This window comes from Nonomuraea sp. NPDC049684, from assembly GCF_044465345.1.
Classification (GTDB): Bacteria; Actinomycetota; Actinomycetes; order Streptosporangiales; family Streptosporangiaceae; genus Nonomuraea.
This window is the reverse complement of record NZ_JBITLO010000015.1, coordinates 104,920-118,703: the sequence shown is the minus strand read 5'-3', so window position 1 is coordinate 118,703 and position 13,784 is coordinate 104,920. Positions and strand designations below refer to the sequence as shown.

General features: G+C 73.6%; 16 protein-coding genes. 3 read left to right on the top strand and 13 right to left on the bottom strand.

The genetic code is table 11. From position 1 onward, the window contains the following. Nucleotides 1-6: 6 nt before the first annotated feature. The 3 genes from ACIBST_RS37445 to ACIBST_RS37435 all read right to left on the bottom strand — a co-directional run bounded on the left by ACIBST_RS37445 (nucleotide 7) and on the right by ACIBST_RS37435 (nucleotide 3,499). Nucleotides 7-1,200: an MFS transporter gene (locus ACIBST_RS37445; protein ID WP_397178302.1), complete on the bottom strand. Its 1,194-nt coding sequence runs from the start codon at nucleotides 1,198-1,200 to the stop codon at nucleotides 7-9. A 633-nt stretch (nucleotides 1,201-1,833) separates the two neighbouring features. Then, nucleotides 1,834-2,256 (bottom strand): spore-associated protein A, encoded by a 423-nt coding sequence (locus ACIBST_RS37440; protein ID WP_397178301.1) that lies wholly within the window; start codon nucleotides 2,254-2,256, stop codon nucleotides 1,834-1,836. Nucleotides 2,257-2,335: 79 nt separating this feature from the next. Beyond that, nucleotides 2,336-3,499, bottom strand: coding sequence for a serine hydrolase domain-containing protein (locus tag ACIBST_RS37435; RefSeq protein ID WP_397178300.1), 1,164 nt, complete (start codon nucleotides 3,497-3,499; stop codon nucleotides 2,336-2,338). Between the two features lie 221 nt (nucleotides 3,500-3,720). Between ACIBST_RS37435 and ACIBST_RS37430 the strand changes: the two genes are divergently transcribed. Beyond that, complete coding sequence (locus ACIBST_RS37430) at nucleotides 3,721-4,419, top strand: MarR family transcriptional regulator (protein ID WP_397178299.1); 699 nt, start codon at nucleotides 3,721-3,723, stop codon at nucleotides 4,417-4,419. A 248-nt stretch (nucleotides 4,420-4,667) separates the two neighbouring features. Here ACIBST_RS37430 and ACIBST_RS37425 read toward each other — a convergent pair whose 3' ends face one another. From ACIBST_RS37425 to ACIBST_RS37390, 8 genes are all read right to left on the bottom strand, one after another. Further along, on the bottom strand, nucleotides 4,668-4,871 hold the full coding sequence (locus ACIBST_RS37425; RefSeq protein WP_397178298.1) for a hypothetical protein: 204 nt from the start codon (nucleotides 4,869-4,871) through the stop codon (nucleotides 4,668-4,670). A 58-nt stretch (nucleotides 4,872-4,929) separates the two neighbouring features. Next, nucleotides 4,930-6,027: a serine/threonine protein phosphatase gene (locus ACIBST_RS37420; protein WP_397178297.1), complete on the bottom strand. Its 1,098-nt coding sequence runs from the start codon at nucleotides 6,025-6,027 to the stop codon at nucleotides 4,930-4,932. 36 nt (nucleotides 6,028-6,063) lie between these two features. Further along, nucleotides 6,064-6,537 (bottom strand): GbsR/MarR family transcriptional regulator, encoded by a 474-nt coding sequence (locus ACIBST_RS37415; protein ID WP_397178296.1) that lies wholly within the window; start codon nucleotides 6,535-6,537, stop codon nucleotides 6,064-6,066. Then, nucleotides 6,534-7,352, bottom strand: a complete 819-nt coding sequence (locus ACIBST_RS37410; RefSeq protein WP_397178295.1) for an alpha/beta fold hydrolase — start codon at nucleotides 7,350-7,352, stop codon at nucleotides 6,534-6,536. Before ACIBST_RS37410 ends, ACIBST_RS37415 begins: the two co-directional genes overlap by 4 nt. 19 nt (nucleotides 7,353-7,371) lie before the next feature. Continuing rightward, nucleotides 7,372-8,148 (bottom strand): class I SAM-dependent DNA methyltransferase, encoded by a 777-nt coding sequence (locus ACIBST_RS37405; RefSeq protein WP_397178294.1) that lies wholly within the window; start codon nucleotides 8,146-8,148, stop codon nucleotides 7,372-7,374. 175 nt (nucleotides 8,149-8,323) lie between these two features. Next, entirely contained in the window at nucleotides 8,324-9,517 is a 1,194-nt protein-coding gene (locus ACIBST_RS37400; protein WP_397178293.1) for a cytochrome P450, read from the bottom strand. A 219-nt stretch (nucleotides 9,518-9,736) separates the two neighbouring features. After that, on the bottom strand, nucleotides 9,737-10,711 hold the full coding sequence (locus tag ACIBST_RS37395) for a hypothetical protein (RefSeq protein ID WP_397178292.1): 975 nt from the start codon (nucleotides 10,709-10,711) through the stop codon (nucleotides 9,737-9,739). Continuing rightward, nucleotides 10,708-11,061 (bottom strand): GntR family transcriptional regulator, encoded by a 354-nt coding sequence (locus ACIBST_RS37390; RefSeq protein ID WP_352360048.1) that lies wholly within the window; start codon nucleotides 11,059-11,061, stop codon nucleotides 10,708-10,710. The genes ACIBST_RS37395 and ACIBST_RS37390 overlap by 4 nt, the downstream gene beginning before the upstream one ends. 195 nt (nucleotides 11,062-11,256) lie before the next feature. On the opposite strand from ACIBST_RS37390, the gene ACIBST_RS37385 reads away from it, so the two are divergent. Then, nucleotides 11,257-12,468: a cytochrome P450 gene (locus ACIBST_RS37385; protein ID WP_397178291.1), complete on the top strand. Its 1,212-nt coding sequence runs from the start codon at nucleotides 11,257-11,259 to the stop codon at nucleotides 12,466-12,468. A gap of 16 nt (nucleotides 12,469-12,484) precedes the next feature. On the opposite strand, the gene ACIBST_RS37380 is transcribed toward ACIBST_RS37385, so the two are convergent. Beyond that, on the bottom strand, nucleotides 12,485-12,877 hold the full coding sequence (locus ACIBST_RS37380) for a fumarylacetoacetate hydrolase family protein (protein ID WP_397178290.1): 393 nt from the start codon (nucleotides 12,875-12,877) through the stop codon (nucleotides 12,485-12,487). Between the two features lie 31 nt (nucleotides 12,878-12,908). Continuing rightward, nucleotides 12,909-13,646 (bottom strand): Gfo/Idh/MocA family protein, encoded by a 738-nt coding sequence (locus tag ACIBST_RS37375; protein WP_397178289.1) that lies wholly within the window; start codon nucleotides 13,644-13,646, stop codon nucleotides 12,909-12,911. On the opposite strand from ACIBST_RS37375, the gene ACIBST_RS37370 reads away from it, so the two are divergent. Then, complete coding sequence (locus ACIBST_RS37370; RefSeq protein ID WP_397178288.1) at nucleotides 13,621-13,779, top strand: helix-turn-helix domain-containing protein; 159 nt, start codon at nucleotides 13,621-13,623, stop codon at nucleotides 13,777-13,779. The genes ACIBST_RS37375 and ACIBST_RS37370 overlap by 26 nt on opposite strands. Nucleotides 13,780-13,784 lie beyond the last annotated feature (5 nt).

Genomic DNA, 13,784 nt, shown 5'->3' with positions numbered 1-13,784 from the left:
GGACTGTCAGTCGCGGACGAGCGCGGCAGCCGGGACGGCGGCCGGCTCACCCGCGGGCGCACGGCGCTCCAGGGCGGCGGACCAGAACGCCAGGGCGAGCGCCGCGGCGGCGAGCAGCGCGCCCACCCAGTTCGGCGCGGTGTAGCCCAGGCCCGCGGCGATGACGAGCCCGCCCAGCCAGGCCGCGAGCGCGTTGCCGAGGTTGAACGCGCCGATGTTGACCGCGGAGGCCAGCGTCGGCGCGCCGTGCGCCTGGTCCAGGACGCGCTTCTGCAGCGGCGGCACGGTGGCGAAGCCCAGCGCCCCGACCAGGAAGATGCTCACCGCGGCGGCGACCTTGTCGTGCGCGGTCAGGGTGAACAGCGCCAGCACGACCGCGAGGCCGCCGAGGGTCGTGTAGAGCAGGGGCATCAGGGCGCGGTCGGCGAACCGGCCGCCGAGCAGGTTGCCGAGGAACATGCCGACGCCGAACAGCACCAGCAGCCAGGTGACCGCGTCGGCGGAGTAGCCGGCCACCTGCGTCATCATCGGCGCGATGTAGGTGATCGCGGCGAAGACGCCGCCGAAGCCGAGCACGGTCATCGCCATCGCGAGCAGCACCTGCGGGTTGCGGAACGCCGTCAGCTCCGGGCGCAGGCGGGTGCCTCCGGGCCGGGGCATGGCGGGCACCAGCGCGGCGATGCCGAGCAGGCCGACCACGCCCAGCCCCGCGACGATCGCGAAGGTGGTGCGCCAGCCCACCGCCTGCCCGATGAAGGTGCCCAGCGGCACGCCCACGACGTTGGCGACGGTCAGGCCGGTGAACATGGTGGCGATGGCGCCGGCCTTCTTGTGCGGGGCGACCAGGCCGGCGGCGGCCACCGAGCCGATGCCGAAGAACGCGCCGTGGGCCATCGAGGCCACGATCCGGCCGCCGAGCATCACGCCGAACCCGGGCGCCAGCGCGGACAGCAGGTTGCCGATCACGAACAGGCCCATCAGCACGAGCAGCATCGTCTTGCGGCTGATCCGGGTGCCGAGGACCGTCATCAGCGGCGCGCCGATGACCACGCCGATCGCGTAGCCGGTGACCAGCAGGCCGGCGGTGGGGATGGTGACACCGTAGTCGGCGGCGATCTCGGGCAGCAGGCCCATGATCACGAACTCGGTGGTGCCGATCCCGAAGGCCCCGATGGCCAGGGCGAGGAGTGCGAGAGGCATCGCGCGACCCTTCTTACTATTGCCACTGCTTCTTGCAGGCTCCGACAATAGTTGCACACGCGCTATAAAGGCAAACGCTGGCATTCGGCTGGGGCGCGTTGATCTCGCGGACGTCGCGGACGTCGCGGGCGCCTGGGGGAGGGGGAGGGCTCCCGGGTGTCGGCGGCAAGGGGGCGTTGGGCGGTGCGACCCTGCGTCGGGGCGTCGGGGCGTCGGGGCGTCGGGGCGTCGGGGCGTCCCGGCGGCTGGGCGTCCGGGCGGCTGGGTGTCCGGGAGGCCGGGTGGCGCTGTGTGTTCAGGCGTCGGTGCGCGGCTGGGCGGGCCGTGCGGAGGCGGCGCTTGTGGGGCGGGGGCGCGGTGTGGCGGCCCCGGTGTGGGGGCGGCTGTGGTGGCGCGGGTTCGGAGAAGTGTCGCCGTGGGTGCGTCGAAGCGTTGCGGGCGGCGGAGGTGGGGCGACTGAAGGGCCTTGCGGAGGTGCGCGGAGCTGTTGCCGGCGTGCGAGTCGCAGGGGCCCGGCCCTTGGGGTGTGGCGGGTGCGGGGAGTGCCGCGGGCTTGGGTTGTGGCGGTACGGCCGGCCGGTGTCGGGGCTCCGGGCGGCCGTGGTCCGCGTGGACGGATCGGTTCCGTTCGGGTCAGCCGCAGTTGCCCCACGTGGAGCGTCCGCCGATGGCGCGGGCGCCGCTGGGGGCCTCGATGATGGCCGAGTACTTCACGCAGGCGCCCTTGGCGCTGGCATAGACCGGGCCGCCGTAGTACTTGACGGTCTCGCTCACGCCGTAGCTGCTACCGCCCTGGACGGTGAGCGTGACGTTGGTCCAGGTGCTGGTGCCGACGTAGTTGCTCTTGACGACCGTCACGCAGTTCTTGCCGGTGCTGCTGTTGTAGGTCAGGTACACCGTCCCCCAGACCTTAGTGTAGTTGTGCATCTCGCTCTGGTGGACGACCTTGTACCCGTCGCCGCAGTAGACGTCCGCGCTGGCGGCCGTCGGGACCGCCATGAGGGAGGTGGCGGCGACGAGGGTGAACGCGGCGGCCGTGAGGGTCTTCCTGAGCACAGGCATCCTTCAATCTGCTGGCATTTCGGTCATGATCTAACTCCATTTTTTTACCATATGTTCGAATGTCTCAAGATCTCTAAGCCTCGGGGGAGGGGCAGAACTCGGCGGCCAGGGCGTCGTTGAAGACGGTCAGGGGCGCCCAGTCGCCGTTGACCTGCGTGGTGAGGCGGTGCCTGCCGTCGCGGGTGCCCATGCTGTAGTTCCACGATCCGTACGTGGCGCCGCCGTTGCCCCACACGCTGGCGCCGCAGGGCAGCTTCTGTTCGAAGACGCCCAGGCCGTACCGGGTGTCGGGGATCCAGCCCGCTCCCTCGGTGGGGACGGTCGTGAGCATCTCCCGCAACTGCGCGCTCGGCAGGACGCGCCCGCCGAACAGGGCGGCGAAGAAGCGGTTGAGGTCGGCGGTGGTGGAGATGAGGCCGCCGGCGGCCCAGGCGAAGGACTGGTTCATCCGGGTGGCGTCGTAGACGGTGGGCTGCGGGTCGCGGGAGAACAGGATGGAGTAGTGCACGGGGTGCGGGCCCCGGATCCCGGGGTCGGCGCCGGGCAGGGAGGTGCCGTTCAGCCTCAGGGGGCGGATGACGGTCCGGTCGAGTTCCTGCTCGAACGTCCGGCCCGTCGCCTTCTCGACGATCATCGCGGCCAGGATGTAGTTGGTGTTGGAGTACTTGAAACGCCGGCCCGGCTCGCCGGTGGGCGGGTGGGCCAGAGCGATCTTCACCAGCTGCTCGGGGGTGTAGGTGTCGAAGCGGTGCTTGAACCACTCCTCGCTGCCGCCCGTGCCGGAGAACTTCTCGTCGTCGGTGTAGGCGAAGACGCCGCTGGTCTGGTTGAGCAGCTGCCTGACGGTGATCTTGCCGGGTTCGTAGGCGCTGCCGTCGAACAGGCCGGGCAGGCGCCTGTCCAGGGTGTCGTCGAGGCTCAGCCTCCCCTCGGCCACGAGCTTGAGCACCACGGTGGCGGTGAACGCCTTGGAGGTGCTGCCGATGCGGAACCGCTCGTTCTGCCGGCGCTCGCGTCCGGTCTCGGTGTCGGACGCGCCCGCCGAGCCGAACCAGGAGCGGCGGCCGTCGCGGACGTCGGCGACCATGCCGGGCGCGAGCCCGGCGGCCACCGTCCGGTCGAGCACCTGCTGCACCGCGGCGTGCCCGGGAGCGGGGGAGGCGGCGGCGGGCAGGGCCGTGGCGGCCAGGGTCGCGGCGGTGAGCGCCGCCGCTTTCACGGACTTGGATGCGGTCATGTCGGTTCCTTTCCGGGGATGTCGCGCGGCCTATGTTCGCGACAATGGAAAAGCTAACTTGCGTTCGCAAACCTGTCAATCAAAAAGTGCCTGTTCATCAGGCATTAAGCGCCACTTGCAATGGCATGATGATGAATGCAAGCCGGTTGAGTTGCAATGAGATGGAGGCGAATGCAAGACTGCAGCCGTCCGTCGCGCGTACGACCAGGAAGGTGCCGCCGATGCCCGGAGGCAGGCTGACCCAGCAGGACCGCCGGCAGATCGCCGAGGGGCTGGCCGAAGGGCTGACCCAGACCGAGATCGCCGCCCGCCTGAACCGGCCGCTGTCCACCGTCACGCGAGAGGTGGCCCGCAACGGCGGCCCCGACGGCTACCAGGCCGACCAGGCGCACCAGGCCACCCGCGACCGCGCCCGCAGACGTCCGGCGGCCTCCGGGGCGCGCGACCGCCGGTCGGTCACCGATCTGGAGGAGGAGTTCACCGCGGTCATGATCGGCACCGGGCTGACCCGGATGACCGCCCGCGTCCTGGCCACTCTCTACCTCACCGACAGCGGCAGTCTCACGGCGGCCGAGCTCACCCGCAGGCTCCAGGTCAGCCCCGCCTCGGTCTCCAAGGCGATCGGCGAGCTCGAACGGCAGGAGCTGATCCGGCGCGACCGCGACCCGCGCCGGCGGCGCGACCGCTACGTCATCGACGCCGACGCCTGGTTCCGCGGCTGGACGGCCAGCGCCCGCCAGAACGCGCTGCTGGCCGACGTCGCCCGCCAGGGCGCGGCGACGGTCGGAGCCACCTCGCCCGCCGGGATCCGGCTGCAGGACATCGCCGGCTTCTTCGACCACGTCGGCCAGGCCATGCTGCGGGCGGCCGAGGAGTGGCGGCAGGCGTACGCCGCCAAGCAGGCGTCCGGCCGGGGGTGAGCGGAGGCCGCATCGCCTCGCCGGGCTCGACCCCGCGTTCGCAACTGTGCTGATCGAGCCGGGCCGCGCGGACGCCTGCCCGCAAACGGCTCGTGGCAGGAGAGGGTCATTCAGGCGGGCGGGCCGATCGGCGGGCCGTCATTCCTTGCGACACCGCCGCCGGCGCGAAACGCGAGCACGGCAGGGCCCGTCACGTGATTGTTCGCGTCGGACCGGGGGCTCGGAGTCGCGCTTCTCCGCCGGGCCGGTCAGGACGTCTCTTGTGCGGCCTGGTTGTTCGCCTTCGCGTTCGACTGCCGCATGAGCAGGTCGGTCGCCAGCTCCACCTCCACCTCGACCCGCCGCAACGCCCGCAGCGCGTCGCCCAGGTCGGTGAGGTCTTCGCCCAGGGCCGCGGCGGCGTCCCGTACGGGGCGGAGAACGTCGGGGATGGTCTGGCGGTGCTCGTCCATGATGTGACGGTATGACACCGGCGGCCGGGTCGTCACCAGCGAACAGCGGCCCCGGTCGTCAGCGCATCGCGCTCAGGGCGCGTTCGATCCTCTCGCTCGGATACGGCGTCGTCCTGCTGGTGCCGTACAGGTGCCAGTAGAAGTCGTTCACGGCCGCCGCCACGGGAGCGTACCGGCGGATCATCGCGGCCACGGCCGGCGGCGCGCCGGCGGGGTCCGCGCCCTCGGCGCACGCCCGGATGTACGCGTTGCGCTCCTCCGGGACGCCGTTCGGCGCCCGCACCCCGCAGACGTCGGAGACCAGCCAGTTGACCAGCCGCGCCAGCGCGTACGCGGTGTCGTGGGTGCGGTTGCGCGCCAGGAACTCGATCTCCGGCTCCGCCAGGTCGAACCGGGAGGAGGTCGCCAGCCCCAGGTCGGCGAGGTAGAGGCGTTCGCCGTCGGTGAGGATGTTGCCGAAGTGGCCGTCGAAGTGCATCAGGTGCCGGCCGTTCATGAACGCCACGTCGCGCGTCAGGCACGACTCCAGCAGGACGGCCGCCGCCGTCGCCGCCTCCTGACCGGCGGCGACCTGGGCGGCGAGCCAGTGGTTCAGGTCGTGGGGGATGTACTCCTGGAACAGCACGATGCCGGCCGAGGCGCGGGCGAGGGCGTGCAGGCGCTCCCGTACCGCGGGCGACCCCTCCCAGTACTCCACGGCCGCCTCGACGTCGGCGTGCTCGGCGGTGGGCGGCGGCGCGCCCGGCAGCACCCGCCAGTGGTAGAGCAGCGGGAAGGCGGCGCTGTGCCCGGCCAGCACCCAGCCGGTCGTCATGGCGGCGGCGGCGAGTTCCCGCCATGCGCCGAAGCCGGGCGTGCCGATGGCGGCGATCCCGTACTGGCAGAACGGCGGCAGGCCGAACAGGTTCGCGGTGGACATCACGTTGGCCGGACGGCGTTCCAGGTCGGTCAGCGGGATGCGCTTGGCGAAGACCGGCACGCCCTCGACGTCCAGCAGCACCGACGTGCCGCCGATGCCCGTGCCCAGCACCCGCGCCTGCTCCAGCGCCTGGGCGAGCTGCCGGTCGCTGTGCAGCGCCAGCGCGCTCGCGACGTCGCCGTACCGTCCGGCCCGCGCGCTCCGGGACATGTCCGAACGCGTGTCAGGCAGTTCCACCGCCGGGCCCCCTTGATCGGCTTCGTGGGGCCGACCCTACCCGGCGGAGGAGGGCCGCGCGGTGTGCGGTCCGGGGCGTCGCTCCCGGTGCCTGGCCAGCATCTGCCCGCCGACGTCGACATAACCGGCGAACAACCCAATCACGTCCTGCAGCCGCTCCTGCGCGGGACCGGAGCGCACCAGGGACTCGCCCTCGCGCAGCGCGGCGATCAGGGTCCTGGCCCGCGCCTGGCTGGCCTCCAGCAGCGACTCGATCCCCCCGGTGGCCTCCACCAGGAGCCGCCGGCTGCCGGGCTGCGGGATCACCCTGGCCAGGCCCCAGGAGTCGAGCTGCCGTACCGCGGTGCTCACCGCCCCCTTGCTCAGTTCCAGCTCGGCGGCGATGGCGTCCAGCGAGATCGGCTCCTCGGTGAGGAGCAGTAGCCCGTAGACGCGCCCGGTCGCGTGCGGCAGGTTCCACGACGCGAGCAGGTCGCCCACCGAGGTGACGAACGTGTGCCGCGCGCTCATCGCCGCGCCCGTCCCGGCGCGGGGAGCGTGCACAGGAACGCGTCGATCGCCTCGTTGACCGCCTGCGGGTCGTCCTGGTTGGCGATGTGGCCGGCCCCGGGGACGACGATCTCCTCGACGCCTTCGGCGCGGGCCCAGCCGGGCATGGCCGAGGCGATGTTGCCGGTGGTGTCCCGCTCGCCGCGGATCAGGCACAGGGGCACCGGCGTGCGGTAGCCGGGGTCGGGGAAGAGGAAGTCGACGGTGGCCCGCCACACCTGCACGAACTCCTTCTTCGGCACCTGGCCGAAGGCCCGCCGGGCGTCGTCCCGGGCGGCGCGGGTGGTCGCGGAGGCGTCGGCCATCAGCCGCGGCAGCCTCTTGGCGGGGATCATCGTCAGCATCGGCGCGGCCGCCCTGAGCAGCAGGCGGTCCCGCCAGGACAGCGGCGCGGTGTTCGGCGTGGCGCCGATGACGACCAGGGCGCGGGCGAGCCCCGGATGCCGCCGCACGACGGCCTGGCTGAGGTTGCCGCCGAGGGACTGGCCCACGAGCACCGGCCGGTCCAGGCCCAGGTGCTCGACCAGCGCGCACAGGTCGGCGACCGCCTGCTCGGCGGTGAAGCGCACGCCGGCCGGGCGGGACAGGCCGTGCCCGCGCAGGTCCCAGGTGACGACGCGGTACCCCTGAGCCCGCAGGTGGCGGGCCTGGGCGTCGAACATCACGTGGTCGGCCCCGGCGCCGTGCGAGAACACCACCGGCACACCGCCGCCCCCGCTGTCGGCGTAACGCAGGTCGCAACCCCGCAGGGTGAGGACGGACGATAGATTCACCATATTCTGAATATAGCGAACCTCAGGCGGGCCGGGCGACGTACAGGATGCGGTCGTGGGCCTCCTCGTCGGCCGGGTCGCGCACCGACGTGCCCACCAGGCCGTGCGCGGCCACCACGCGCAGCCCGGCCAGCTCGGCGGCCCGGCGTACCGTTCGGTCGGAGTGGTGGCGCTGCACGTGCCGCATCGACAGCCGCTCCCAGCCCTCGCCGGCCCGTTCGAACAGGTCGAACTGGGTGATCACGATCTCGTCGGCCTCGATCCGCGGCGAGTGCGCGAACCAGGCCACGTACCGGTCACCGCGGTCGGCGACCACCGGGACGCCGAACGTGCGCCGGTAGTAGCCGATGGTGTTCAGGTCGAAGGCCACCAGCCCGCCCGGGGCGAGCCGGTCGCGGGCCGCCGCCAGGGCCTGCCGGAGCTGGTCGCCGCTCGTCAGGTACGTCAGGGGCACGTCCACGCAGGCGACCACGTCGAAGCCGGACAGCTCGGGCGGCGGGCTCAGGAGTGAGCCGACCAGGAACGGGATGCCGTCGGCGCCGGGCCGCCGCCGCGCGGTCGCCACCATCGCCGGGGACAGGTCGTAGCCGGTCACCTCGAATCCCCGCTTGCTGAAGGCCGTGCTGCTGCGGCCGGTGCCGCAACCGGCGTCCAGCAGCCGCCGCCCCCCGTTGCCGTGCCGCTCCACCGCCTCGGCGAAGCGGTCCACCAGCGCCTCGGTGTCCATCTGCGCGTTCAGCTCGTCGTAGCGGGCGGCGACGCCTTCGTAGGCCGCCAGGGTCTCCTCGACCTGCGACATGGGTGCCTCCTGAACGGCCGGCGGGCCGGGGACCGCGCCGGGCCCTCGGCCCGGCGCGGCCGCTCGGACTCGGTTACCAGATGTACCAGGCCTGCCGGTTGACCCGGCGGCCGGTGACGCGGCGCAGCAGCTTCCTCATGGGAGATCACCTCCTTCCTCGACGAACCGCTGGTGGTCAGGTCTGGCGTGCCGTGCGGCGCAACTGGAAGGGCGGGGGCGTGATGATGCCCTCGACGTGCGGCCGCCCGGCGCCGCCGCGCACCTCCAGGCGGGCGGCGTCGGTCAGCGCGGCGAGCAGGTCGGTGGCCAGCGCCTGCGCGACGCCCGCTCCGGCGCAGGTGAACGGGCCGCCGCCGAAGGGCAGGTAGGGGCCGCGCGGCTCGGGGCCGTCCCAGCGGCCGGGCCGGAACGCGGTGGCCTGCGGCCAGTGCCGCTCGTCGCGGTGGAGCAGGTAGGGGCATACGGACACGCTGTCGCCCGGCTCCAGCGCCACGCCGCCGACCTGGTGGGCCCTGCGCACCGGGCGGCCGAGCAGCCAGGCGACCGGCCACAGCCGCAGCGACTCGCGTACGGCCGACTCGGGCGGCACGGCGGCCAGGTCGACGCCGTGGGCCGCCGCCGACAGCAGCGCCCAGGCCACCGCGTGGCCCACCGGCGCGATCGAGGTGCGGAAGAGCAGCAGGTAGACCTGCGCGACGTGCTCGGCGGGCGTCTCGGGCGGGGTGGCGCCCAGAACGGCGTCCAGCAGGTCGCCGGGCCGCGTCTCGTCCGCCGGCGCGCTCCGCCGGGCGCGCGCCTCGGCGGCGATCGTCCGCACCACGCGGGCCCACAGGGCGCGCCGCGACAACCGCGCGAGCCGGCCGGCCGGACGGATCAGCACCTCTCGCCGCACGACGTACGCCATCAGCTCGCGCAGGGCGGGCGGGCTGTCCGGCCGCAGCAGGGCGTCGGCCAGGAACCGGTGCACGGCGGCCCGCCCGGCCGACGGCCACTCGCTGACCTCGCCCAGCTCCGCCACGACGGCGGGCAGCAGCTCGCGCCGGGCGGCCACGTGAGCGCGCAGCGTCGTGCGGGCCGCCCGGCCGATCGCCACCTGCGTCGCCCGCGGCCCGAGCAGCCCGCCGCCGACATGGAAGAACCCGGACACGTCGGCGTAGTCGCCCGCCTCGTCGTGCAGGATCCGCAGGGCCTGCGCCGGGTCGGCCACGCACAGCGACCCGTCGTCCGGCAGGCGGAACACCGGCCCGCGCTCGGCCGCCGCCCGCTCCACGAACCCCAGCGGATCGCGGCGGTAGTGCCGCGCCGCGCCCGGCGGCCACGGCCGCCCCTGTTCCGGCACGACCCGATCCGGTTTCCCGACCGTCGTCATCCCACCTGCCCCATGCCATCCGTGAATCGGGTGTACACGCAGGCGGCGCAGGTGCGCCCCCCAGGAGAACGGTGCCGCACGGCCGCGTCGGCCGGGCGTCACGAAAACCAGGAACAGCGGCAGTGTATAGGCCGGGTCCCGGCGCGCCGGGGGCCGAGTGATCAATGGGATCAGCGTGATCACATTGACCAATGTCACCGGCGCGACGGCCCCGGGCGCTCAGGCGGCCTGGTCGCGCAGGCTGTTGATCAGGCCGGCGGCGGTGGGGGCGTCGCGGCAGGACACCAGGAAGTCGGTGCCGTCGGCCAGGCGCAGGGCCAGTGCGGGCCCGGGCAGCAGCAACATGCCCGCCCCGGCGCCGTGCAGGGCGCCGTTCAGCAGCCACCGGTCGGCCGGGACGTCGACCGCGTCGGCGCGGCGCACACTGCCGACCGCGACCTGCCGGCTGATCGGGCCGAGCGCGACGGTCACCGCGCGCTCGTCGATGGCCAGCCGGTAGGAGCGCATCGGCAGCAGCACGACGGCGACGACCACGACGGCGGCCCCGGCCCAGCCCGCGGGGCCGACGGTGAGGACCAGCGCCGCCGTCATGGCCGCCCCGGCCAGCGCGAGAGCGGCCACGCCCAGGTCGACGGCGCGGAGGACGCGCCGTTCCTGCCAGGAGACCTTCTCCTGGCCGCGCAGGGGCAGCCGGGGCGCGTCGGGGGCGAGGACGCCGGTGGCCCGGCCGGCGGGGGTGCGGCGGCCGGCCAGCAGGAAGGCGGCGAGCGCCCCGGCCAGCGTGGCCGCGGGGACGAGCACGCCCATCGCCGCGGGCGAGGGCGCGCCGGCCTGGGCCGCGGCGGGGGCGTCCAGCGCCGCGTGCAGGATGACCAGCAGGGACGTGGCCGGCGCGACGGCGACCGTGACGACCGCGACAAGGATCGCCGTCCGGATCGCATGGGCGCGCGAGGCGGGCGCGCGACCGGCCAGCGCGAACGCGGCCAGCCCGGCCAGCCAGAGCGCCGCCGGGACGCCGAGCAGCAGGATGGACACCTGCTCGACCGTGACGGCGGAGCCGTGGGCCGCGCCGCTCCGGCCGGGTAACGCGGCGGGCAGCCGCTGACGCCAGGCCAGCACGGTCAGCGCGGCGCCGCCCAGAACCGTCGCGGGCAGGGCGACCGCGCCCGTCAGCCATCGGACCTTACCGATCATGTGAACTCCTTCCCCACCAGCGACATCAGCTCGTCGCGGTTCAGACCCGCGCGGCGGGCCACGGTGACCAGGTGCCGGACGGTCTGGACGAGCTGTGCCCGCTCGCGCGGATTCGTCCGGGTGACGGTGGCGCCGCGGCCGGGACGCAGCTCGATCAGTCCCTCGTCGCGCAGGTCGGCGTAGGCGCGCAGCACGGTGTGCATGTTGACCTCCAGCGAGGAGGCCAGGTCGCGGCCGGAGGGCAGCCGGTCGCCGGGGGTCAGCAGCCCGTCGGCGATGCCGCGGCGGACGCATCCGGCGATCTGCTCGCTCAACGGCGTGCTGCTGCTCGGGTCGACGCGATAGAGCATGTTCTAATCCTGATAGAACAATGCGAGTTTCACAAGCCCTACGCGCCTGGCGCGCGGCTCGGGCGAGAGGGCCTTCCCGGCCCGGCTCCAGCCCGGCCGCGGCGCGGTGGGCGGACGGCTCTTGACCCTGGGGGATCGCGGCGGACAGGGTGATCGTGCGCATCCGGCCCGATCCCACCCCCGCAGGAGGCTCTCGTGGACGACGACGTCATGTGGAAGGACTACTCCCCGGGACCGCACGGCACGCCCTCGCCGGACCTGGCCCGCCGGCTGGCCTCCGACCCGGTCGGCACGGTGGTCCTGCCCAGCGGCGACACCGTGCCGATGGCCGTCCGGTACGACGACGTGCGGGCCATCCTGTCCTGCCCGCACAGCAGCCGCACCGGGCTGAGCGAGCCGGGACGGCCCCGGCTGTTACGCGGGCTGAGCGTGGACGACGTGCCCGGCGTGCTGCTCAACATGGACGACCCCGAGCACGCCCGCCAGCGCCGCATCCTCGCCGGCGCCTTCACCCTCGCCCAGGCCGAGCGGTGGCGCGGCCGGTGCCGGGCGATCGCCCACGAGCTCATCGACTCCTTCTCCGAGCGGCCCGATCTGGTCGCCGACTACGCCGCACCGCTGTCGGCCCGTCTCATCTGCACGGTGATCGGCATGCCCGGCACCGACTACGACCGGTTCAAGCAGTGGTCGGAGGCGTTCCTGAGGGCTTCCCCGTCCGGCGCCGAGGCGCGCATGAGCGCCTTCGCCGAGCTGGCGCGGTACATGGGCGACCTGGTCGCCCGGCGCCGGGCCGAGCCGGGCGACGCCCTGGTGGACGTGCTCATGCAGGCCACCAGCCGGGGCGACCGGCTCTCCGACGAGGAGCTCGTCAACGTGCTGCTCATGCTGGCCGTGGCCGGACACGAGACGCCCGCGATGATGATCGCCCGCGGCCTGTACACGTTGCTCCGCCACCCCGGCCAGTACCGGGCGCTCGTCGCCGACCCCGCGCTGACCGAGCCCGCCGTGGAGGAGATCCTCCGCTTCGACGGGCCGGGCACCAACGGCCTGCTGCGGCGCCTGACCGCCGACGTCGAGCTGCCCTCCGGAGCGGTGCTGCCCGCCGGCACCGTGGTGCTGCCGAACTCGCACGCGGCCAACCACGACCCGGCGGCCTTCCCCGACCCCGGACGGTTCGACATCCGCCGCCACGCGCCGGGCGGCACGGCCCGCCCGCACCTGGCCTTCAGCCATGGACCGCACTTCTGCCTGGGCAACCACCTGGCCCGCGTGCAGCTCCAGGAGGCGGTGCGGGCCCTGGCCGAACGCGTGCCGGGCCTGCGGCCGGCCGAGGACCCGGGCGGCCTGCCCTGGACGGAGGGGAACCTGGCCTACCGGCCCGCGCGGCTGCCGGTCCTGACGGCGTAGGCGGTGTGCCGGCCGGTCAGGGGGCGGCCACGACCGACTGCCTCTGGCGGCCCAGGCCGTCGATGCCGAGCTCCATCCGGTCGCCCGGCCGCAGGTAGACGGGCGGGTCGAAGCCCATGCCGACGCCCGCGGGCGTCCCGGTGTTGATCAGGTCGCCGGGTTCGAGCGCCATGAACCGGCTCAGGTAGCGCACGACGAAGACCGGGTCGAACAGCATGTGGGCCGTCGAGCCGGTCTGGCGGCGCCGCCCGTTGACGTCGAGCCACATGTTCAGGCCGGTCACCTCGCCCAGCTCGTCCGGCGTGACCAGCCAGGGGCCGCAGGGGTTGAAGCCGTCGAAGTCGGCGACCACGTCGGACACGTCGACCGGACGTTCGGCGCCGGCGGCGCCGATGCGCATGAGTCTCATGGGGAGGTCCAGATTCTGCTGGGAGGGCGGATCAAAGCTGCGCGCCGGCCGGGAGGGTGACGGTCTTCCCCGACTGGATCGACTCGTAGGCGGCCTCGACGACGCGCATGGCGTACACGGCGTCGCCGGAGTCGATCAGCGGCGGGCGTCCCTCCACCAGGGCGCGCACGTAGTCGGTCACCTCGGTGATCACGGACTCGTAGTGCCAGCCGCCGGGGTGCCAGGCGTCGGGGCCGAAGGGCACGCCGGCGACCGCCTCGCCCCGGTAGTCGTGCTGGCCGCGGAAGATCTTGACCACCGGGTCGGAGATCTGGTCCACCAGGATGCCCCCTTCGGTGCCGTAGAGCTCCAGGCGCTCGCTGTGGGGGACCTCCGACACGGAGGTGAAGCCGCACGAGAAGTGCGCGCCGCTGCGCATGCGGCCGTACACCTCGGCGGCGCCCTCGTTCGGCAGCCGGTGCACGGCCTGGTAGGCCGCGATGTACCGGCTGTTCTCCGCGACCATGAAGTGCACGCCGGCCTCGGCCGCCCGGCGCTGGATGGCCGCCGACTGCTCGTACGTCGGCGCGACGGGCTTCTCCAGGATCAGGTGCTTGCCGGCGTCCAGCACCGCCATCGCGGCGTCGTAGTGCAGGTGGTGGGGGAGGATCAGGTCCACCACGTCGACCCGCGGGGCGTCGATCAGGTCCTGGAGGCCGGTGTAGGTCTTGGCGCCGAACTCGGCGGTGAAGGCCGACGCCGCCTTGGGGTCGACGTCGCTCGACGTCAACCGCAGCACCGCCCTGCGGCTGCTCGCCGAGCTGGTCGCCACCGGGTACGTGGCCCGCAACGAGGCGACCAAGCGCTACACCATCGTCCCGGCCAAGTTCTACGGGCTCATCCAGGCGCCGGAGACCGACTGAAGCCA

Excerpts from the sequence above, each read along its gene's own strand:
- ACIBST_RS37445 (WP_397178302.1), bottom strand. The coding sequence starts at position 1,200 with ATGCCTCTCGCACTCCTCGCCCTGGCCATCGGGGCCTTCGGGATCGGC.
- ACIBST_RS37435 (WP_397178300.1), bottom strand. The coding sequence starts at position 3,499 with ATGACCGCATCCAAGTCCGTGAAAGCGGCGGCGCTCACCGCCGCGACC.
- ACIBST_RS37430 (WP_397178299.1), top strand. The coding sequence starts at position 3,721 with ATGCCCGGAGGCAGGCTGACCCAGCAGGACCGCCGGCAGATCGCCGAG.
- ACIBST_RS37425 (WP_397178298.1), bottom strand. The coding sequence starts at position 4,871 with ATGGACGAGCACCGCCAGACCATCCCCGACGTTCTCCGCCCCGTACGG.
- ACIBST_RS37415 (WP_397178296.1), bottom strand. The coding sequence starts at position 6,537 with ATGAGCGCGCGGCACACGTTCGTCACCTCGGTGGGCGACCTGCTCGCG.
- ACIBST_RS37410 (WP_397178295.1), bottom strand. The coding sequence starts at position 7,352 with ATGGTGAATCTATCGTCCGTCCTCACCCTGCGGGGTTGCGACCTGCGT.
- ACIBST_RS37405 (WP_397178294.1), bottom strand. The coding sequence starts at position 8,148 with ATGTCGCAGGTCGAGGAGACCCTGGCGGCCTACGAAGGCGTCGCCGCC.
- ACIBST_RS37400 (WP_397178293.1), bottom strand. The coding sequence starts at position 9,517 with ATGACGACGGTCGGGAAACCGGATCGGGTCGTGCCGGAACAGGGGCGG.
- ACIBST_RS37395 (WP_397178292.1), bottom strand. The coding sequence starts at position 10,711 with ATGATCGGTAAGGTCCGATGGCTGACGGGCGCGGTCGCCCTGCCCGCG.
- ACIBST_RS37390 (WP_352360048.1), bottom strand. The coding sequence starts at position 11,061 with ATGCTCTATCGCGTCGACCCGAGCAGCAGCACGCCGTTGAGCGAGCAG.
- ACIBST_RS37380 (WP_397178290.1), bottom strand. The coding sequence starts at position 12,877 with ATGAGACTCATGCGCATCGGCGCCGCCGGCGCCGAACGTCCGGTCGAC.